General features: G+C 58.8%; 18 protein-coding genes. 12 read left to right on the top strand and 6 right to left on the bottom strand.

Going from position 1 to position 18,373, the window contains the following annotated elements; translation table 11 throughout:
• Positions 1 to 13: 13 nt before the first annotated feature.
• The 5 genes from AB7F49_RS08935 to ilvE form a co-directional block, all read right to left on the bottom strand.
• Positions 14 to 739 (bottom strand): amino acid ABC transporter permease, encoded by a 726-nt coding sequence (locus tag AB7F49_RS08935; protein ID WP_428521487.1) that lies wholly within the window; start codon positions 737 to 739, stop codon positions 14 to 16.
• The gene (locus AB7F49_RS08930) at positions 736 to 1,371 is read right to left on the bottom strand and encodes an amino acid ABC transporter permease (RefSeq protein ID WP_428521486.1); all 636 of its coding nucleotides are present in this window, start codon (positions 1,369 to 1,371) and stop codon (positions 736 to 738) included. Before AB7F49_RS08930 ends, AB7F49_RS08935 begins: the two co-directional genes overlap by 4 nt.
• 112 nt (positions 1,372 to 1,483) lie before the next feature.
• Positions 1,484 to 2,305, bottom strand: a complete 822-nt coding sequence (locus AB7F49_RS08925; RefSeq protein ID WP_428521485.1) for a transporter substrate-binding domain-containing protein — start codon at positions 2,303 to 2,305, stop codon at positions 1,484 to 1,486.
• A gap of 14 nt (positions 2,306 to 2,319) precedes the next feature.
• Entirely contained in the window at positions 2,320 to 3,060 is a 741-nt protein-coding gene (locus tag AB7F49_RS08920; protein WP_428521484.1) for an amino acid ABC transporter ATP-binding protein, read from the bottom strand.
• On the bottom strand, positions 3,060 to 3,950 hold the full coding sequence (ilvE, locus tag AB7F49_RS08915; RefSeq protein ID WP_428521483.1) for a branched-chain-amino-acid transaminase: 891 nt from the start codon (positions 3,948 to 3,950) through the stop codon (positions 3,060 to 3,062). The genes AB7F49_RS08920 and ilvE overlap by 1 nt, the downstream gene beginning before the upstream one ends.
• 325 nt (positions 3,951 to 4,275) lie before the next feature.
• On the opposite strand from ilvE, the gene AB7F49_RS08910 reads away from it, so the two are divergent.
• Positions 4,276 to 5,064 carry a FadR/GntR family transcriptional regulator gene (locus tag AB7F49_RS08910; RefSeq protein WP_428521482.1) on the top strand — a complete coding sequence of 263 codons (789 nt, stop codon included), beginning with the start codon at positions 4,276 to 4,278 and terminating at the stop codon, positions 5,062 to 5,064.
• Positions 5,065 to 5,297: 233 nt separating this feature from the next.
• Positions 5,298 to 6,725: an MmgE/PrpD family protein gene (locus AB7F49_RS08905; protein WP_428521481.1), complete on the top strand. Its 1,428-nt coding sequence runs from the start codon at positions 5,298 to 5,300 to the stop codon at positions 6,723 to 6,725.
• A gap of 10 nt (positions 6,726 to 6,735) precedes the next feature.
• Here the strand turns inward: AB7F49_RS08905 and AB7F49_RS08900 are convergent, their stop codons facing one another.
• On the bottom strand, positions 6,736 to 7,830 hold the full coding sequence (locus AB7F49_RS08900; RefSeq protein WP_428521480.1) for an ABC transporter ATP-binding protein: 1,095 nt from the start codon (positions 7,828 to 7,830) through the stop codon (positions 6,736 to 6,738).
• A 152-nt stretch (positions 7,831 to 7,982) separates the two neighbouring features.
• Here AB7F49_RS08900 and AB7F49_RS08895 point away from each other — a divergent pair, with 152 nt between their 5' ends.
• The 10 genes from AB7F49_RS08895 to AB7F49_RS08850 form a co-directional block, all read left to right on the top strand.
• On the top strand, positions 7,983 to 9,038 hold the full coding sequence (locus AB7F49_RS08895) for an ABC transporter substrate-binding protein (protein ID WP_428521479.1): 1,056 nt from the start codon (positions 7,983 to 7,985) through the stop codon (positions 9,036 to 9,038).
• Between the two features lie 10 nt (positions 9,039 to 9,048).
• Complete coding sequence (locus AB7F49_RS08890) at positions 9,049 to 10,737, top strand: ABC transporter permease (RefSeq protein ID WP_428521478.1); 1,689 nt, start codon at positions 9,049 to 9,051, stop codon at positions 10,735 to 10,737.
• 1,012 nt (positions 10,738 to 11,749) lie between these two features.
• Positions 11,750 to 12,682: a carbohydrate ABC transporter permease gene (locus AB7F49_RS08885; protein ID WP_428521477.1), complete on the top strand. Its 933-nt coding sequence runs from the start codon at positions 11,750 to 11,752 to the stop codon at positions 12,680 to 12,682.
• Positions 12,679 to 13,515, top strand: a complete 837-nt coding sequence (locus tag AB7F49_RS08880) for a carbohydrate ABC transporter permease (RefSeq protein WP_428521476.1) — start codon at positions 12,679 to 12,681, stop codon at positions 13,513 to 13,515. Before AB7F49_RS08885 ends, AB7F49_RS08880 begins: the two co-directional genes overlap by 4 nt.
• 43 nt (positions 13,516 to 13,558) lie before the next feature.
• Complete coding sequence (locus tag AB7F49_RS08875; RefSeq protein WP_428521475.1) at positions 13,559 to 14,860, top strand: ABC transporter substrate-binding protein; 1,302 nt, start codon at positions 13,559 to 13,561, stop codon at positions 14,858 to 14,860.
• An 87-nt stretch (positions 14,861 to 14,947) separates the two neighbouring features.
• Positions 14,948 to 15,811: an amidohydrolase family protein gene (locus AB7F49_RS08870; protein ID WP_428521474.1), complete on the top strand. Its 864-nt coding sequence runs from the start codon at positions 14,948 to 14,950 to the stop codon at positions 15,809 to 15,811.
• Between the two features lie 86 nt (positions 15,812 to 15,897).
• Positions 15,898 to 16,986, top strand: coding sequence for a mandelate racemase/muconate lactonizing enzyme family protein (locus tag AB7F49_RS08865; RefSeq protein WP_428521473.1), 1,089 nt, complete (start codon positions 15,898 to 15,900; stop codon positions 16,984 to 16,986).
• Positions 16,987 to 17,018: 32 nt separating this feature from the next.
• Complete coding sequence (locus AB7F49_RS08860) at positions 17,019 to 17,411, top strand: hypothetical protein (protein ID WP_428521472.1); 393 nt, start codon at positions 17,019 to 17,021, stop codon at positions 17,409 to 17,411.
• Positions 17,404 to 18,210 carry an alpha/beta fold hydrolase gene (locus tag AB7F49_RS08855; protein ID WP_428521471.1) on the top strand — a complete coding sequence of 269 codons (807 nt, stop codon included), beginning with the start codon at positions 17,404 to 17,406 and terminating at the stop codon, positions 18,208 to 18,210. The genes AB7F49_RS08860 and AB7F49_RS08855 overlap by 8 nt, the downstream gene beginning before the upstream one ends.
• Before the next feature lie 15 nt (positions 18,211 to 18,225).
• The coding region (locus AB7F49_RS08850; protein ID WP_428521569.1) for an ATP-binding cassette domain-containing protein at positions 18,226 to 18,373 on the top strand (148 nt) is incomplete at its 3' end.

Here is an 18,373-nt window from a genome sequence, read left to right as displayed (position 1 = left end):
CGGCCTGCGCGTTTCAATATTTGATCTCGCGCCCGAATACAGCGGCGATCCGCACAAAAATCACTCCAAAGCTGTAATAGAACAATATGAGCAGAACGAAGGCTTCGATCGGGATGTATTCGCGGTTGTTGACGATGGTGACGGCTCGATAAAAGTCGATGACGCCGATCACGTAGAGCAGCGACGATATCTTGAAGAGCATGACCAGTTGTCCCAGCAAGGCTGGGTACATGTTGCGCAGAACTTGCGGCAGAATCACGTGGTGCTGCGTCTGCCAGAAGCTGTGTCCCAGCGCATGAGCGGTTTCGAATTGATTTTTCGGGATTCCTAGAAGCCCGGCGCGAAAGACCTCTGAGATATAGGCCGACGCAACTACGATCAGAGAGATGAGAGCTGCGGCGATTGGGGAGAGAGTGATCTTGAATAAGTACGGTACGCCGAAATAGATCCAAAAGATCACCATGAGTTGCGGCGAAGCACGTACGATCTCGACGAATCCGCCGATCATCCAGCCGAAGAGCGGCACGCGCTGAAAACGAATGAGCGCGATCACGAACGCGATCGTGATACCCACCGCATAGCTGATGGCGGTGAGCAATATCGTCATGCATGCGCCTTGGAGCAGGATTCTCCAGCTCAGCGCGACAAGTTGATACTGCCCGAGAAAAAGCGCGCAAATCAGAATCGCGATAAGTGCGAGCTGCATGACGAAGAGGATATTTGCGCTGCGAGGTGTCATACGCTGCGCCCCCTGCGTTCGAGTAGCAGCCATGTCGCGGACGAGATGACGAGCGCCAACACCAGATAGATGAATGTGACGCCGAATGCCGCCTCATATCCTTTGAACGTTTTGGTCTCGATTTCCTGAGTGACGAAGGTAAGCTCTTGGATGCCGATCACCATGCAAACCGAAGAGTTCTTCAGGACTTCGATGAATTGCGTCTTCAGAGGGGCCGCGAGCTGGCGCAGCATTTGTGGCAGCAGGATGTAGCGCGCGTATTGCGGCGTCGTCAGCCCGAGGCAGTACGAGCTTTCCGATTGTTCGCGCGGGATCGATCGCAGGCCGGATATGAATGTGTCAGCGATGTAAGACGATTGATGGAGAACAAGGGAGGTTGCGGCGGCCGCCATCGGCGGAAGATTGAACACGAAATAGAAAAGGAACAGTTTGACGATGACCGGAACGTTCCGGAGAAAATCGATAACGAACAGAACCGGGCAAGCAATGGGAAGCGGGCTGCCATGGGCGATCAGCGCCATGATCGCGCCGAGGCAGAGGCTTCCCAACACGCCGATGGCAGTCAGGAAGACCGTGATCTGGAGAGCCATCCACAATTCGGATCGGAACGACCAGAATATCCCAAAGTCCATCGGCCTTCCTGATCCTCAGGTGCCAAATGCGGCGAGATTGCCCACTGGTGGGCCTTTTCCCGATGGGAGGCCCACGCTCCGCGCGTAAACTTCATCCGCCGAGGACGGACCGCTACTTGATGCCCGGCTGCAGGCCGTAGGGCGACCAGAGTTGAAAGTCGGGCTCGTATCCGAAGTGCGCTTTGAACATCGCTTGATATTTTCCGGCGGCCCAAAGCTCCTGCAGCGTGAAGTTAACGAAGTCGCGCCACTTGGAGTCGTCTTCGCGCACGCCGATTGCGATCGGGTCTCGCACGTAGGAGGCGGTGTATTGCAGGCTGGGGAACCTCTTGGCGTATTCCGCCGCGACGTAACGGTTGATCAGCACGCCGTCGACCTTGCTCTGCTGCAGCGCGATGACCGCTTCGGAGTATTCCTGGAACGTCGTGTACTCGGCCTGCGGGAACAGGCGATGGAAGTATTCGCCGAAATAGCTTCCTTGCGTCGTTGCCATTTTCTTCGGCGGGCCGAATGCCTTGGGGTCTGTTGATTCCCCCTTACGGGTGAGGATCACCGCCTCGTCCCAGTAGTAGGGAATGCTAAAGTCGACAGCTTCGTCCCTCTCCTTGGTTGGCGTCGTCGGCCCGATCTCCGCATCGATGCCGCCGCTTTGCAGTAGCGGAATACGATTGCGCGATGTCGTCTGGACGAATGTCGGCGCGACGCCCAGTTTCTCTCCGAATGCCTTGGCGATGTCGACGCCGAAGCCGATGTTCTTGCCGTCGCGGTCGACACTGCCTACCGGTGGATAATCGAACCGGACGCCCGCTAGGAACTTCCCGGTTCGCTTGATCTTCTCGAGTGTCGACTCGGCTTTTGCGACGTTTGAAGCGGTCAGCCCGGCGACGAGCGTGAGCGTGGTCAGTCCCGCTGCAATATATCGGATCGCTTTCATGCCCTTACCTCCCCTCAGTGCAGAATGCCGCCCAGGAAACGCTTGATACGCTCGTCCTGAGCTTGCGAGTAAAATTCTTCGGCCGGCCCCTGCCAGCCGATCGTTCCGTTATCCATGAACATGATCGTGTCGGCGAACTTGCGTGCGAACCCCATCTCGTGCGTCACGACGATAGCGGTTCGATCACTGGTCGCAAGCTTCGCGATGACCTCCAGCACCTCTTTGATGTTCTCGGGGTCGAGTGCCGATGTTGGCTCGTCGAACAGCAGGATGCTCGGGTCCATCATGAGGCAACGTGCGATGGCAATGCGTTGCTGCTGTCCACCCGATAACTGGTGTGGAAAGGATGACGCTTTGTCGGAGAGCCCGACGGTGGCGAGAAGTTCCTCAGCTTTGGCGATGGCCGTCGGGCGCAGCTGCCTCAGCACCTTCATCGGCGCAAGGATCAAATTGTCCAGGACGTTCAGATGCGGATACAGGCTGAATTTTTGGAAGACCATTCCGAGTTTGGATCGGAATTTCGGGTCCGCAAATTGTCGTTTGCCGACCTTTGTGCCCAGGATCTCGATGGTCCCTGAGGTGACGGTTTCCAGCCCGTTGATGCACCGTAACAAAGTGCTCTTCCCGGATCCGCTCGGTCCGCAGATGACGTATTTCGTCCCCCAGGCGAAAGCGGCGTCGATGCTCCGAAGAATCTCATGACCGTCGATCGTCTTCGTGACGCTGCAGAACTTGACTGGATGCGGCGGCGCCATCAGTACGTGACCTTGACGCCGTTCTCCTCTTTCGCCATCTCACGCCGCAGCGCCTCATGCAGTTTGCGCGTGATTGGGCCGACGTTCCCGCTGCCGATCCGTCTGCCGGTGATCGAGACGATTGGTGCGATCTCCATCATCGATGCGCACTCGAACACTTCATCGGCTGTGACAAGGTCGTAAAGGGTCATGCGCGTCTCGCGTGCCTCGACATTGAGGTCAGCGCAGATTCCGAGAAGAGCGGCCCGCGTGATGCCTGACAGAATGTTGCCTTCCGGCGGGGTGCGGACGACATCATTCGTGACGGCGAAAATGTTGCTGCCGTAACCTTCGGCGAGATAGCCGGCATTATCCAGCAGCAGGGCCGTGTCAGCGCCGGCATTCTTCGCCTCAAGATAAGCGAGAATGTTATTGATATAGTTGCAGGTCTTGACGCGCGAGTCGACGCTGTCGGGCTGCACCCTGCGATACGAGGAGACGATGGCCTTGTACCCGGCAGCGAAGATATTGGCCTTCTTGTTGATGTCCTCGTGCTGGGCGATCACGACGACAGTTGGGCCTTTGAGTTCGTGCATGTTGCGGATACCGGTCGGCCCCACGCCGCGGGTCACGATCGGCCGCATGTATCCGTCGCGCAGCTTGTTCATGCTCGCCGTTTTGGAAACGATCGCGATAAGGTCGTCCTGGGAAAACGGCAGGTCGATCTGGAGAAAGCGGCAGGACTTGAAAAGGCGGTCAATGTGCTCCCGGCCCTTGAAGATGAGGCCGTTTGCTAGCTGAAGCCCTTCAAAAACTCCGTCCCCGTAAATAAAACTATGGTCGAACACCGATATCTTGGCGTCGTTCTTCGGAAGGTATTCTCCATTCACATAAACGAAATCCCCAATCATCTTCCGATCCTCCCGGCGTCGCCAAAAAAATATTTTCCATTATTGTTGTTTAATTTATTGTCGGACAATAATCGATCATGCAACCTTAGCCTTGTCAAGCAGGGATGAGCCGTTGAGTTTTCGGGAGTTTCCGTTGTAGTTGAAGGCGTGCTCGCCTAGGTTGTTTCCAATTGCGTGACAGGACGGTGCGCCGCTGGTCGCAGCGCTTAAAAGTGCGAGATAGGCGTTTGGTGTGCTCGTTTTGCGGAAATGGGCAGCCGCTTGATCGTATGAACGACCGGAGTCGAGCATCCTCGAGAACGACTATGCAAAGAGGCGAGACGCTATGATCGAGAACGCCTCGCCCGACCCTACCTATCGTTCTGTGGCGCGCACCATCGAAGCTCAGATTATGTCGGGGACGCTTGTTGTAGGGCAACGTTTGCTTTCCGAGACGGCGATCGCGGCACACTTCGGGGTCAATCGCTCAACCGTGCGTGAAGCGATCCGAATGCTGGAGCAAAACGGACTTGTCCGTCGAACGAATGGTGGCAAGCATCTGTTCGTCAGCGTTCCGGAGCGGGCGCAACTCGCATCACGTGCCGCGGCAGCTATCGTGCTTCACGAAATGCGATTTGAAGAGCTTTGGAGTGCGATGCATTGCCTCGAGCCTGCGATCGCAGCGACGGCCGCACAGCAGGCGCCGCCTGATATCGTCGCCGCTCTCGACGCCAATCTGAGCGAGACGAGGGAATGTCTGAACGACTGGCCGCGGCTCGTTGTGCTTGACATCGAATTTCACGATCTCATCGCTCGTGGATCAGGCAATCGCGCGCTGCAATTGTGCCGAGAGCCGATCAGTCAGCTTTTTTATCCCGCCTTCGCCAAGGTCATAACGGGCCTGAATGCCGGGCAGCGCTTGTTGACCGCGCATTCGCGGATCATCGAAGCCATACGCTCCCGCGACGTCGCTGAGGCACGGATTTGGATGGAAAAACATATCGTCGATTTTCGTCGAGGCTACGAACTGGCGGCGCTCGACATGATGGCCCCGGTTGTCTGGCCGGACAAGGATATCTTGCGGAAGGCGCAAACCCAAACAGTTACAGCAGGCCGTAATGGGCGGCGCTCCTAACCCATATCTTGTATCTCGCAATCGAAGGCGATGCTTCTCGAGGTTCTCGCCGAAGGCGAGTTGTTTCCTCACTTCGCGCTAAAATATTTGTCCTGGCGCCGGAACGCTCCGCTTAGCTCTTCTGGCGCGACCCTTGTGAAAGAAGCGCGACTTTCGCATGATCCGGGCCGGCGCGATTAGGTGGCCGTCTCTGCCCGCGACTCGTGGCCATTCCTCGAATTTGGAGAGATGAGATGTCCGAGAATGTTGCGGAAGGCGTTACGCGGCGGCTGGCCGAGCACGCGGCGACGCTGCAACACGAAGAGATTCCCGCGGAGGTGATCGAGCGCGCCAAGCTGTTCATCGCCGATTTCATGGGAATCGCCGTACGCGCGTTTCACGACGCCGATTCGACGCCGTCCCTGATCGCAGGAGCCGAAGCACTCGGTGCGGCGGGTGAGGGTGGCGCCAGCGCGAGCGTCATCGGAACGCGCCGCCGTCTCGCGCCTCCGGTCGCCGCGTTCGTCAACGGCGCGATCGGGCATTCGATGGATTTCGATCCGATGAACACGCCAGCGTCGCTGGCGCCGAGCCCGCCGATCATGCCGGCCGTCTTCGCGGCAGCGGAGATGAGCAGCGCTTCGGGGCGCGACGTGCTGGCGGCGATCGTCGTCGGTTACGACGTCACCTGCAAGATCAGCAAGGCGCTGGTTCCCGCCGACATGTACGAACGTGGTTTTCATCCTACGGCCGTCGCTGGCTGTTTCGGAGCGACGGCTGCCGCAGGGCGCGTGCTCGGCCTTTCGACCGCCCAGATGATGGACGCTTTCGGCATCGCGCTCTCCGAGGCTGCGGGTTCGATGCAGTATCTTCGCAACGGCGCTTGGACGAAACGTTTCCAGGCAGGCAATGCGGGCCGCAACGGTCTGGTCGCTGCGACTCTCGCCAAGCACGGATTCTCCGGCGCAGTGGACGCGCTGGAAGGCCGCTTCGGCCTTTTCCACGCCTACGTCCCGAACCCGAAGCCGGACGAGGCAATCAAGGATCTTCGCGACGTCTGGGAGGTCATGACGACAGGCATCAAGCCTTACCCGGCCTGCCGGCTTTCGCACGCCGTGGCGGATCTCGGCGCGGCCTATTTCAAGGACCACGGCGATCGCAGCGACGACATCGTCGAAGTGATCGCCGGCTTGAGCAAAACCGGTATGGTGCTGACAGGCGTGCCGCAGGAACAAAAGCGCGAACCGAAAAGCGTCGTCGACGGGCAATTCTCCACCCATTTCACCGTCGCGGTGATGTTGCGGCAGGGGAAACTCGACTGGGACGATTACGGGCCGCAGCTACGCGACGAAAAGACGCTCGCCCTGACGCGGAAAGTCAGCGTCTTCGAGGATGCGGAGGTGGAGTCGAACTATCCAGGGCTACTTTCCGGCTCGCTCAAGCTGGTCTTCAGGGACGGGACAACCCACAAGGCCTTCCAGCGGGTTCCGAAAGGCGATCCGGAAAACTTCGTGACGGCGCAGGAGGTGCGCACAAAGTTTTCGTCGCTGGTGCGACCGTGTCTCGGCGACGCAGGCGACGAGGCGCTGTTCCGTGTCGCGATGAACATGGACAAGCACGGCGTGGCCGCCCTTTTCGCAGCCACGCTGGCGGAGACACAGCCGCAGCGCGCTGACGCGTGAGGACACGCGCCTACGTCTCCGAAGGAACGAAATGAACATGCTCCGGTGACACCGTCAGAACGACGGTGTCGCCATTTTTGATCCGCTCATAGCCGAGCGCAAGAACCACCTGCGGACCGATGTCCGTGGCCACCTTTAGTTCCAGACGGTCTCCAAGCAGCGTCACGTCTTCCACGCGGCCAGGCAGGCCGTCTGCCGATGTGCTCAATCGCCACGCCTCGGGGCGTACCATGCAGAGGCGCTCGCCGCCGTTGCCCGGCAGGTCGGGAAATGTGCCGCGCGCGATCCAATGGGCCGATCCGGCGGGGAACAGGGCCGTGCTTCCGCCAGAACTCTCAAATCGCGCTTTGAACAGGTTCGCCTTTCCAAAGAACTCGGCGACGTAAGGGCGGTTCGGCCTCCTGTAGAGTTCCTCGCCCTGTCCGTTCTGCTCGAGTTGACCGTTGCGGAACAGGAAGATCTCGTCGCCGAGCGAGAGCGCCTCCTCCTGATCGTGCGTGACGAAAATCATCGTCGTGTTGAAACGGCGCTGAAGGGCACGCAATTCGGCCCGCATGCTGATACGCAGCTTTGCGTCGAGATTGCTGAGAGGTTCGTCGAGCAGGATCAGTTGTGGCCGGCTGACCAGACATCGCGCGATCGCGACGCGCTGCTGCTGTCCGCCGGAAAGTTGCGTCGCGCTTCGCTGTGCGAAAGCCTCCAACCCGACCAGCGTAAGCACTTCTTCGACGCGAGGGCGAACTTCAGCGTCGCGAACGCCGTGCGCGCGCAAGGGGAGCGCGACGTTCTCGTGGACGGTCATGTGCGGCCAAATGGCGTAGGACTGAAACACCATGCCCAAGCCGCGGCGTTCCGGCGGCAAGTTGATGTCTTGCCGGGCCGAGAAAACTTCCCTGTCGTGAATGACGATGTCGCCGCCGTTCGGCGTCTCCAGGCCGGCAATGCAGCGCAGGATGGTCGTTTTGCCGCATCCACTCGATCCGAGCAGAACCGAAATTTTCCCGGCTTGGAACGTGACCGACAGGTCGGCGATGACGGTCACGTCTCCGAATGACTTGCGGAGATTTCGAACGGCGACGCTGGCCCCCGACGTTTCAACGTTCACTGGCGTACCGGTTGTTTGAGAAAGAAATGCACCCGCAATTCGTGTTTCTCCCCATGAGACACAGCACGCTTTCATGCGCTTTCAGTTTGTGCATACTGCCCGTGCTATTCGACGGAGCGGTTGAACAATAAGCATTTAGGGGAGTCAACGGCGTGGGTATCTGCAAACATAGCCGGACATTGAGACTCGCTGCCCTCGCGGGGGCGCTTCTGGTCTCCGCGGCACTGGCGACGTCGCAACGCGCGCAAGCGGCCGATCCGGCACTCGTCGCGGCGGCGGAGAAGGAGGGGCAACTTGTCGTCTATGGTGGCGACATCAGCGAAACGCCACATCAGGTCAAACGGTTCGCGGAGCTCTACCCCAAGATCAAGGTGACCTCGGTCACGATGGGCGGATGGCAACTCTACAACCGCTACATGTCCGAATTTAAGTCGGGGCAGAATGTCGCGGACGTCTTCACGAATGTCGAAGACACGTTGCTCACGCTGGATGCCGAGGGACGACTAGAGGCCTACACGCCGGCGGCCTTGAAGGACTATCCGTCCGAGACGAAGGTCGGCAGCTTCGTTCGGACAAAGCTCGGCTATGCAGCGCTTGTCTCGAATACGGATGAGATGAAGGACGCACCTGTTCCGGACGACTGGACGAGCTTTGCAAATCCGCCCAAGTCCTGGGACGACAAGATCGCCTACGTCGATCCGCGCGGTTCCTCCGTCGCCTTTCTCGTCGTCGCGGCCATGGTTCAGAACTACGGCAAGGACAAAGCGCGTGAAATCTACGAGGGCCTGCGGCGCACGCGGCCCGAAATCTCCATGAACACCCCCGCCAGCGTATCCAAGGTCGTCTCCGGCGAGCGGCCTCTAATGATGTACATCCTGACCAACCACGTCGTCGATGCGCTCAAGAAAGGCGCGCCGCTCAAGTTCAAGATTCCGAAATCCGGCGCCGTTCCGTTCTACTTCGCGGCCGGTGTCCTCAAAGGCGCGCGCCATCCGAACGCGGCGCGGCTCTACACCGAGTTCATGTTGGAGCAGGGGCAGGACGTCATTATCTCGCGCGGCGAGTATGCCTTGCGCCCGAACTCTCCGGCGCCGAAAGGGTTGCCGGCGCTGAACGAGGTGAAGCTCATATCGGTCGACGTCAAGAAGGCGCTGTCCGAGCAGAAGGCGTTGATCGCGTGGTGGCAGGACGTGGCCGGCACCAAGTGAGCCAAGGCGTTTGTTCGACCACTTAGCCAAGAGAGCTCTGCTCCGCCTGCGCCGCCATGCGGTTTTTGCCGCGGCGGCGCTTGGTTTGTTTGCGCTGGTCGTCGTCCCGCTCGCCTTCATTCTGGTGCGGGCGGTGCTGACGCAAACGGACGGCGGCTGGACTTTTACCGCCGCGCCCATCCTTGAAGTGGTGAGTGGCGGCGTCTACTGGAGCGCGCTTCTCAACACGCTCATCATCGGTGCCGGCGCGACCGTGATCGCAACGGCCGTCGGCGTGCCGCTGGCGTGGCTTTTTGCGCGCACGAACATGCCTGGCCGTTCATTTCTCGAACGGCTTTCGACGATTCCGATTTTTATTCCGCCATTCGTCGGCGCCATTGCCTGGATTCTCCTGTCGGCACCGCGAATTGGCGTCTTCAACTACCCGTTCCGGCATCTGCTCGGTTCCGAGCCGTTCAACGTCTATTCTCTCGTCGGGATATCTTGGGTCATCGGAATTTACCTCGCGCCGTACGTCATGATGATTGTCGCGGCGGCCCTGCGCAGCATGGATCCGAGTCTCGAAGAGGCCGCGCAGGTTTCGGGGCTGTCGCGCTATCGCACGGCGACAAGGATCACGCTGCCGCTTGTCGCGCCGGCCATCCTTTCCGGCGCGACGCTTGCCTTCGTTATCACGATCGGCCTGTTCGGAACGCCTGTCGTCATCGGCTGGGCCCGGCAGATCTATTTCGTCACGTCGCGCATCTATATCGCCAGCCAGGAAGTGCCGCCCGCCCTGGCAACGATGGCCGTGCTCGCGAGCTATTTGATCGCCCTGTCGGTATTAGCGACATTGTTGCAGCGGTGGCTGGTGCGGGGCCGTTCGTTCGTCACCGTCTCGGGCAAGGGCTTCCGCGCGCGCCCGGTCGTGCTCGGGCGTAGTCGCTATGTCGCCGCCGGTGCAGTGTGGCTCTACTGCATCTTCACGATCATCGCGCCGGTGGCAGTGCTGATCGTCGCGTCGCTCTCCACCTATACGTGGTCCGGGCGCTTCACGATGGAGAACGTGCGCTTTCTCTGGGCGGATAGCGACGTTCGCGCGACGCTGCGCAACAGTCTACTCATCTCCGTCATCGCGGCGTCGATTGCGACGACACTCGGCGTCGCCATTTCGTGGATCACACAGAAGACGCGCGTTCCAGGTCGGCAGCTCCTCGAATATCTGGCGGTGTTGCCGGTTTCGGTGCCCGGCATCGCGTTTGGGGTAGGCGTGGCACTGTTCTGGCTCGAGATGCCGATGACTATCTACGGCACGATCTGGATCATCATCTTCGCGTTCATCGGGCGCTTTTCCGGCTATGCGGTACGCAGCATTTCGGCAAGCCTCGTGCAAGTTCATCCTGAACTGGAAGAAAGTGCGCGCGTTTCCGGCTATGGGCCAGTCCGGACCTTCCTGAAGATCACATTGCCGCTGATTCGCCCAAGCATCGTCGCGAGCTGGATGCTGCTGTTCAGCATCTTTATCACCGAACTGTCGATGGTGGTGCTGCTCTACACGGCGGAGACGCGGACCTTCTCGCTGCTTTCCTTCGAGATGTGGAACACGGGAAATTTTTCGCAGGTTGCGAGCTTGTCGTTGCTGCAGCTGGTTGTTGGCGTTGTGGTCTTGCAGGCGGTTCAGTTGCTCTGGCCACAGAAGAATTTTCAAAGCAGCGTCTAAGGAAGCGGTATTTATTGATTTCTGGAGGCGCGCCTCATTGGGGCATGTCATTCGATTGATCGAGGCAGCTTCCAAATGTTGGTAGAAGGTGCGGCTCCGTCTGGCTCATGTCCTCACTAGAAATCAAAATTACTCTTCACGGATTCACGAAATTCCCTATATTTTTCCCTGTTATCCGCGAAATTCAAGCAGAGACTGTGTTCGATATCGCTGCATCGTCAGCCAGCGACGCGGGACTCTGCGGGCGGTTTCCGTGTGGCGAAAAAATTGACGCGATCTCCGCGCCTTCAAAGGCACCGCGTAGTCTCTGCAGACCGATGTCGCCCAAATGCTTGCCGCGACAGGACAAATTTTCTTGAAAGTCAGGCCACGAATTTTTGATATCCGCGTTTTGTCGGCCTGAGACTCGGTTCGATAATCGAAGAGACTGGGTTCGATATTTTTAATCCCAACGCGGTGAAAAACGGCACTTGGTGTCCGCACCTTCTGCCGGAAGGCGGCCGTGCATTACCGTCTAGTCAGACTCGTCCATCGGGCGCCAAGAATTGGTTCTCAATGGTCCGCATAAGCCGTTGCGTGACGTAGGCGTGACACGCGTCAAGCGATGGGATGCGTGCCGCAATCGCCTTATATTCTTCGGCGGAGCGATTGTAGCGACTTTCGCCGAGCCATTCGAAGATGAGGTTCAAGGCAATCTTTTCGTGGGGCGTCGGAATTGATGCATGACGATCCAATCCGATCTGACTTCGATATGGAGTTCGCATTTTGTAGCATGAGGTCCGTTCTCGATCGCTGCAAGTTCAGCGAGAGGAGAGGCAACCGTTCAGTGCGGCGCCACGCCGTCGCAACGTCAACTACAAAAGGTAGAGTTGCCGCTAGCGTCTGCTTCGCCTCCAAGCCGATCGCAGAAGAGAAGTATCGCTAAAAAAATCGATAATCGATTGACATGCTGCGCGCGGGATAGTTCAATCGAGCCAGGCAAGGCTCGGGATAGGCGTTTGGACTGGCCGAAATGACGGACCGTGTGATTGAGTCTGGCGGCGAGCCAATGTGGGCTGGCCTTGACGCACTAAAAAATTCGCAAAGCCTTCAAGGCATTTTGTTCGTTGCGCCCAGCATCATTCTTCTTTTTCTGTTCGCCGCTTATCCGCTTGTCTCGTCCCTGTGGCTTAGCCTGCATACTGCAGAGATCTTCGGTACTGGACGCGAATTTGTAGGCCTGAAGAATTACGCGGAACTGCTGCCGTCAAATGAGTTTTGGACCGCGCTTTTCAACGGTGTCGTCTTCAGCGTCGTCACGGTTGCATTACAACTTGCTGCGGGGGTCGCGACAGCGCTCCTTCTCGACAACGCGTTTCCCGGTCGTGCGCTTGTCCGCGGGCTTATTTTGTTTCCGTTCGTGGTGCCGACAATCGTTGCGATACTGATCTGGAAATGGATTCTCAACGATCTCTATGGCGTCGCCAACCTCGTTCTGATGAAGCTTGGACTCATCGACGAGGGTATCGCGTGGCTCGGCTCGCCGAGCCTTGCGATGGCGAGTGTCATTCTTATCAATGTCTGGATGTTCTTTCCGTTCATCACGATCCAGGTGCTGGCGCGCCTCCAGGCGATCCCGGTTGAATTATATGAATCCGCGCGCGTCGACGGCGCCAATGCAGCGCAGCGCTTCTGGTACATCATCCTTCCTGAACTTTGGTCGACCATCCTGCTCGTGGTTTTCATCCGCGGCCTCTGGATGTTCAACAAGTTCGATACGATCTGGCTGCTGACGCAGGGCGGCCCAGTTGGTTCGACACAGACATTGCCGATCCTGGCTTATCTCAAGGCCTTCCACGAGTACGAACTGGGCAGCGGTGCGGCCGTGTCCGCCTGCATCTTCATGCTGCTGGCCGTCTTCGGCTATTGGTATACCGGCAAAATGCGTAAGGAGATGTCGAAATGACGTCTCTTTCGCGCAACGGACAGATCGTTTTTTGGCTACTGATCATCCTGACGGTCGCCATCGTCTGCTTCCCACTCTATTGGATGGTGTTGTCGTCCTTCCGTCCGTTCAACGAGCTGTTCAGCCGCAGCCTGCATCTTTTGCCGACCGGCAGCTTTACGTTGGCGAACTACGTGCAGCTTTTGCACGATACATTGTTCGCAAGATACTTTCTGAACAGCCTGATCGTCTCTACCGCCGCCACACTGGGCGCCGTGGCAGCCGCCGTGCTTGCCGGCTACGGAATCACGCGCTTCGATTTTCCCGGGCGCAAGCTGCTCGCGAGCAGTGTCCTGTTCGTCTACATGTTCCCGCCCATTCTGCTCTCCATCCCGCTGTTCGTGATGCTCAAGAATGTCGGTGTCATTGATAGTCTCGGCGGGCTTGCCCTTGCCCACATCAGCTTCACGTTACCGCTTGCGATGTGGCTTGCGATCATTTTCTTCGAGGCAATTCCGCTCGAACTTGATGAAGCTGCGATGATCGACGGCGCCGGAAGGCTGCGGGCTCTCTGGCTGGTCATTCTTCCTGTTGCGCTGCCGGGGATCGTCGCGCTCGCCGTCTTCGCCTTCATCATGTCGTGGAACGACTATTTGTTCGCGCTCATCCTGATCGTGAACGAACAAAAAAAGACGCTCCCAGTCGGCGTCGCCGGCTTCGTGGAGGCCACGAGCGTCGAGTGGGGGCTGCTGATGGCCGGCGGCGTCCTCATCACACTGCCGGTCCTGATCGGATTTGCCGTCGTACAGCGCTGGCTCATTCACGGGCTTGCTGCAGGAGCGGTCAAAGGTTGATGCAACAAGAGATTCTCAGCCAGAGATTTTACGGAGGAAGACGATGCGAAACATTCTGTTGGGCGTGACATTGTGTCTGGCGCCGATGGCGCTTTCCGTCAGCGCGGCAAATGCGCAGACTGCAGTCGTGCGCGTCATGACGACCGAGACGAACCCGGACACCAAATCCGCGCTTGACGCAATTGCCGCGGAGTATCAGACGAAAAATCCGAACGTGAAGATCGAGCTTCAATATGTCGGATTCCAGGACCTCAATCAGAAGCTGATGTCCTCTCTTGCCGCGGGCGACCCGCCGCAGATCTTCAACGTCCAGAGCAGCTACGAGCTCTTCGAGCTGGCCAAGAAGGGGATCGTGCGCCCCGTCGACGATGTGATTGATCGCATCGGCCGCAGCGATTACTACGAGCGTATCCTCGGTTCCAACACGCTCGACGGAAAAGTTTGGGCTGTGCCCTTCAGCATCGGCGTGAACGTCCTCTGGTACCGCAAGGATCTTTACGACAAGTACAACCTCAAGGAAGCGGCGACCTGGGACGAGTACGCGCACAATGTCGAGGTGCTTTCCAAGGCAGGTGCGGAAAAGGCTGACGCGAGGTTCTACGGCACAGCGCTTTCGGTCGGCGACAATTGGCTCACCAACGACAACACGCAGAACTGGATGTGGTCGAACGGCGCGACCGTCTTCGATGCCAAGGGTAATCCGACCCTGAACAAGCCCGCGGCCGTGGCGACCTTCGCCTATCTCGGAAAGCTTGCCTCGTTCGCACCGCCCGGCGTCAACAGCTACACCAATAATGAAATGATGAACGCCTTCGCGACGGGCGCGGTTGCGCACACGGAGTACCCTTTTCGCCTCCTGAGTTACCTTGAGAAATCAGCGCCTGAGCTCCTCAAGGTCGCCGTGCCAATGCAACATCCCAAAGGGCCGGGTGAAGAGGGCCATCGCGCCACGCTGCTTTACGTGAAGAGCTGGGCTATGGCCAAGTCAGCGAAATTCACCAAGGAAGCAGCGGATTTCCTCGCTTTCCTGGAAGATGCGAAGCGTAAAGCGACAGTCATGAAAACGGTTCCCGTGCATTACTGGCCACCGCGCAAGAGCATCGTTTCCGACCCGGCCTTTCTCGACCAGCCGCTGTTGAAGACGGAGGCGGGAAAGCGCTCGCTGCAGGTCCTTAACAGTGCGATGGAGACGGGCCAGTTCCCGATCAGCGAGACAGGCACGCCGGTGATGAAGCTCGGTCCGGCCCTGCAGAAGCGTGTTCTGGCGAAGGCGCTTGAGCAGATCGTTGTCCGCAAGGTCGATCCGGCGAAGGCCGTGGAGGCCGCGGCGCAGACCTTGAAATAACGGCTTTCGAAAACGGCTTTCGGCGGGGTCGGGGCAATCGCCCCGGAACCCGCCGCGCTAATCAGCATCATGTAGGACGCAACGAGTATGGGCGCCAGCGATCGATCCGTTCCTCGTCGGGTAATTGACTTTCGCTCCCGCCCGAACACGCCGGAATATCTGGTGGCTTTGCGTTCGCCGGTCGCGAGCACGGTTATGCGCAAACTCGGCTCGCCGCAGCCGCAGGCAGGCACTCTGGAAGAGTGGGTTGCCGGCTTTCAGAAAGAGGGCGTCGAGCGGGTCGTATTTACGGGCCGCCAGTCACAGGGCACGAGCGGCCACGATGTTACCAACGAATACGTCGCCGAGACGGCGCTCCGTTTTCCCGGTGTGGTTATCGGTTTTGCGGGGATCGACCCGCTTCAAGGCATGACGTCGGTTCGTGCGGTCGAACACGCAGTACGCAAGTTGGGGCTGAAGGGCGTCTCTATCGATCCGTATGGCGGCAACGTCGCTCCGAATGACCGGCGCCTGTATCCAGTCTACGCGAAGTGCGCAGAACTCGATGTTCCCGTCGTCGTGACATGCGGCCCGCTGCCGTTTCCCGGACCGCGCCTCGATCACGGCGACGTCCGCGGCATCGATGACGTCGCTTGCGATTTTCCGGAGCTCACGATTGTGGTCGATCACTCCGGCTGGCCATGGGTGACAGAGACGATCGCGATTCTGTTCCGTCATGACAACGTCTTCATTGACACTTCGCTCTACATGCATCTGCCGGGGACGGCCCAGTTCGCGGAAGCAGCAAATTCGATCGTTCCTGATCGCATGCTGTTCGCGAGCTGCTATCCGGTAGTGCCGGTCCGAACGGCGATCGAGCGCGTCTCTAGTCTGCCGTTCACACCGCAGGCGCTTGATAACGTCATGTACGCAACTGCCGATCGGTTGTTGCGTAAGTTTCGATGTTACTAGCCGGACGACGGCCCGCTCGCGCACGTGATGTTTGCCGCGATGCTGTCGTCATCCTCGTGTCGCAATGACTTGAGGCAAGCTGAGTTATGCCGAAGATTGAAGCCTTTACTACGCATCGTCTGTCGATTCCGTTTGAGCGGCCGCTGCGGACCGGCAATCATCTCTATGTGACGCTTGAGAACGTTCTTATCGAAGTGCAGGCGGAAGGTCTGACGGGAATTGGATACGCATTCAATTTCGCGCCGGGGCAGGCTGAGGCCGTCCGTCTTTTGGCTGAGGATCTCGCCAAGACGCTGATCGGAAAGCCGGTCGAAGATTTCAAGCGGCATTGGGCCGATCTTTGGACGCGGCTCAATTTCATCGGTCACGCCGGCCCGCCCGTTGTGGCCCTGGCGATGATCGACACGGCCCTGTGGGATCTCTTCGCGCAGAGCCAGGGCCTTCCTCTCTACAAGCTCCTTGGAGCGATGAGGGATGAGGTGGAGCTTTATCCCACGGGAGGCTTTCTCACTGATCCCATCCAGTCTGTGATCGAGGAGGTGCAACGGCATCGCACGAATGGCTTCAATCGCTGCAAGATCAAGGTAGGGCGCTCCGACTGGGCCGTGGATGTCGCGCGCGTTCGAGCCTTGCGCGAGGCTGTCGGTGATGCATTCGGGATCATGGTCGATGTCAATCAGGCGTGGAGCGTGAACACCGCGATTGAAGCCGGTCGTCACCTGCAGGACGAAGGTGTTATTTGGTACGAGGAGCCGGTCTCCTGCTACGATATCGCCGGTACGGCCCGTGTCGCCGATGCGCTCGCGATGCCCGTCGCTGCGGGAGAGTCGGTATTCACTCGGCACGGTCATTTGGCGCTGATCGATGGCGGTGCCTGCGATACGCTGATGCTCAACCTGATGCGCACCGGCGGCCCGACCGAGTTCATGCGTGTCGGTGAATTGGCTGCCGCTCGCTTTCTGCCCGTGTCGTCGCACACCTTCACTGAGATTTCCGCCCACATGATCGCGGCGATGCCGAACGGCACACTGGCGGAATATTTGCCGGGCTGGTGGGACAATCTCTTCGACGAGCCGTCGCGGATCGAGAACGGCGTGTTGAAGCTTTCAAACCGGCCTGGCGTCGGCGTCAAGTTTTCGCGCGAGGCAATCCGCCGTTATGGATCGGCAGCATGAAGGCCCTGCGCGAATGTCTGGAGAAAGGTTGAATGCCGAATATTAACGACCACGCGTTTTGGTCCAAGGTCGCGAGGGCGGCGAACGATCATCCGCCCTTTGCTCAAAAGTCGCGGCATCTCGAAGCCGTCACCGCCGCTCTCGTCATCGACGAGGCGGTGATCGGTCTTGAGTTCCATCGCGGTAAACTTGCGCTGATCGATGGGCCTGCGTTACGCGGGTTCCGTTTCACGCTTCGGGGACCGGGCGCGGAATGGCGGCGTGTCATGCGCCAAGAGATCGCGTTTGCACAAGCGATCAATGTCCGCCACGGCAAGCTGCGGGCAGAAGGCGACATCCTTACGATGACATGGGCGACACCCGCGCTCTGGGAGCTTTTCCGCGTGACCGCGCGTCTTGCCTCGGGAGCGCCTGAGAATGCTTGAGATCGAAGGACGCTATGTTGAGATCGATGGCGCGCGTACCTACTACGAGTCCTGCGGAACGGGTGCGCCCGTTCTTTTGATCCACACCGCCGGACGCGATGGCCGTCAATGGCAGGGCCTGATGCAGGAGCTTGGCTCGACCTATCGATTCTTTTGTCCTGACCTCCCTGGACATGGAAAGAGTTGGCCGCTGGCGGGAAACGCCTGTCTTCAGGACATTCAAGCGATCGCCGAATGGCTGCATCGCTTTGCCTTGCGGGTCATGCAAGCGCCTTTCGTCGTGATGGGCTGTTCGATCGGCGGAAACCTTTCGCTTTTGATGGGCGCGCGTTTCAAGGAGGTGCGAGCGGTCGTTGCGCTGCAGGGATGCGACTGGACGCCGACGTTCACTGACACGGCGCTCGATCTGATGACGCATCCGCAGATCAGCCTGATGCATTCCAACATGGACTTTTCCATGAGCCTGGTCGGCTCGAAATCTACGCCGGCTGGACGGGAGTTCTCCGCGTGGGGCGTGCTGTCTCTCATCCCGCTCGCGCAGCAGGGCGATCTGCGCGCCTACGCGCACTGCGACACACGCGAATTGATGGGCAAGATCACGGCTCCGACGGTGTTGTTGCGCGGTACGGAGGATTGGCTGGTTTCCGAGAACATGATGCGTGCGACCTTCGACAGAATCGTCAATGCGCATCCCAAGCATTTTGAAATGCTGCCGGGCCTCGGTCACTTTCCACATCTCGAAGACCCGACAAGGGTGGCGGCGACGGTACGCCGTTTCCTTAAAGATGCAGGCGTTTAAGTCAGGGCTCAGTTGATGGCACGAGTTCAAATTCAGGACGTGCGTAAGGCTTTTGGGGCAACGCAAGTCATTCACGGCGTAGATGTTTCCATAGAAGACGGTGAGTTCGTGGTTCTCGTCGGCCCTTCCGGGTGCGGAAAGTCGACGCTGCTGCGCATGATCG

This window comes from Pseudorhodoplanes sp. (assembly GCF_050250235.1).
Classification (GTDB): Bacteria; Pseudomonadota; Alphaproteobacteria; order Rhizobiales; family Xanthobacteraceae; genus Pseudorhodoplanes.
Note: the sequence above shows the minus strand (reverse complement) of the source record. Positions and strands in the feature narration are given on the sequence as shown.

Excerpts from the sequence above, each read along its gene's own strand:
- AB7F49_RS08935 (WP_428521487.1), bottom strand. The coding sequence starts at position 739 with ATGACACCTCGCAGCGCAAATATCCTCTTCGTCATGCAGCTCGCACTT.
- AB7F49_RS08930 (WP_428521486.1), bottom strand. The coding sequence starts at position 1,371 with ATGGACTTTGGGATATTCTGGTCGTTCCGATCCGAATTGTGGATGGCT.
- AB7F49_RS08925 (WP_428521485.1), bottom strand. The coding sequence starts at position 2,305 with ATGAAAGCGATCCGATATATTGCAGCGGGACTGACCACGCTCACGCTC.
- AB7F49_RS08920 (WP_428521484.1), bottom strand. The coding sequence starts at position 3,060 with ATGGCGCCGCCGCATCCAGTCAAGTTCTGCAGCGTCACGAAGACGATC.
- ilvE (WP_428521483.1), bottom strand. The coding sequence starts at position 3,950 with ATGATTGGGGATTTCGTTTATGTGAATGGAGAATACCTTCCGAAGAAC.
- AB7F49_RS08910 (WP_428521482.1), top strand. The coding sequence starts at position 4,276 with ATGATCGAGAACGCCTCGCCCGACCCTACCTATCGTTCTGTGGCGCGC.
- AB7F49_RS08905 (WP_428521481.1), top strand. The coding sequence starts at position 5,298 with ATGTCCGAGAATGTTGCGGAAGGCGTTACGCGGCGGCTGGCCGAGCAC.
- AB7F49_RS08885 (WP_428521477.1), top strand. The coding sequence starts at position 11,750 with ATGACGGACCGTGTGATTGAGTCTGGCGGCGAGCCAATGTGGGCTGGC.
- AB7F49_RS08880 (WP_428521476.1), top strand. The coding sequence starts at position 12,679 with ATGACGTCTCTTTCGCGCAACGGACAGATCGTTTTTTGGCTACTGATC.
- AB7F49_RS08875 (WP_428521475.1), top strand. The coding sequence starts at position 13,559 with ATGCGAAACATTCTGTTGGGCGTGACATTGTGTCTGGCGCCGATGGCG.
- AB7F49_RS08870 (WP_428521474.1), top strand. The coding sequence starts at position 14,948 with ATGGGCGCCAGCGATCGATCCGTTCCTCGTCGGGTAATTGACTTTCGC.
- AB7F49_RS08865 (WP_428521473.1), top strand. The coding sequence starts at position 15,898 with ATGCCGAAGATTGAAGCCTTTACTACGCATCGTCTGTCGATTCCGTTT.
- AB7F49_RS08860 (WP_428521472.1), top strand. The coding sequence starts at position 17,019 with ATGCCGAATATTAACGACCACGCGTTTTGGTCCAAGGTCGCGAGGGCG.
- AB7F49_RS08855 (WP_428521471.1), top strand. The coding sequence starts at position 17,404 with ATGCTTGAGATCGAAGGACGCTATGTTGAGATCGATGGCGCGCGTACC.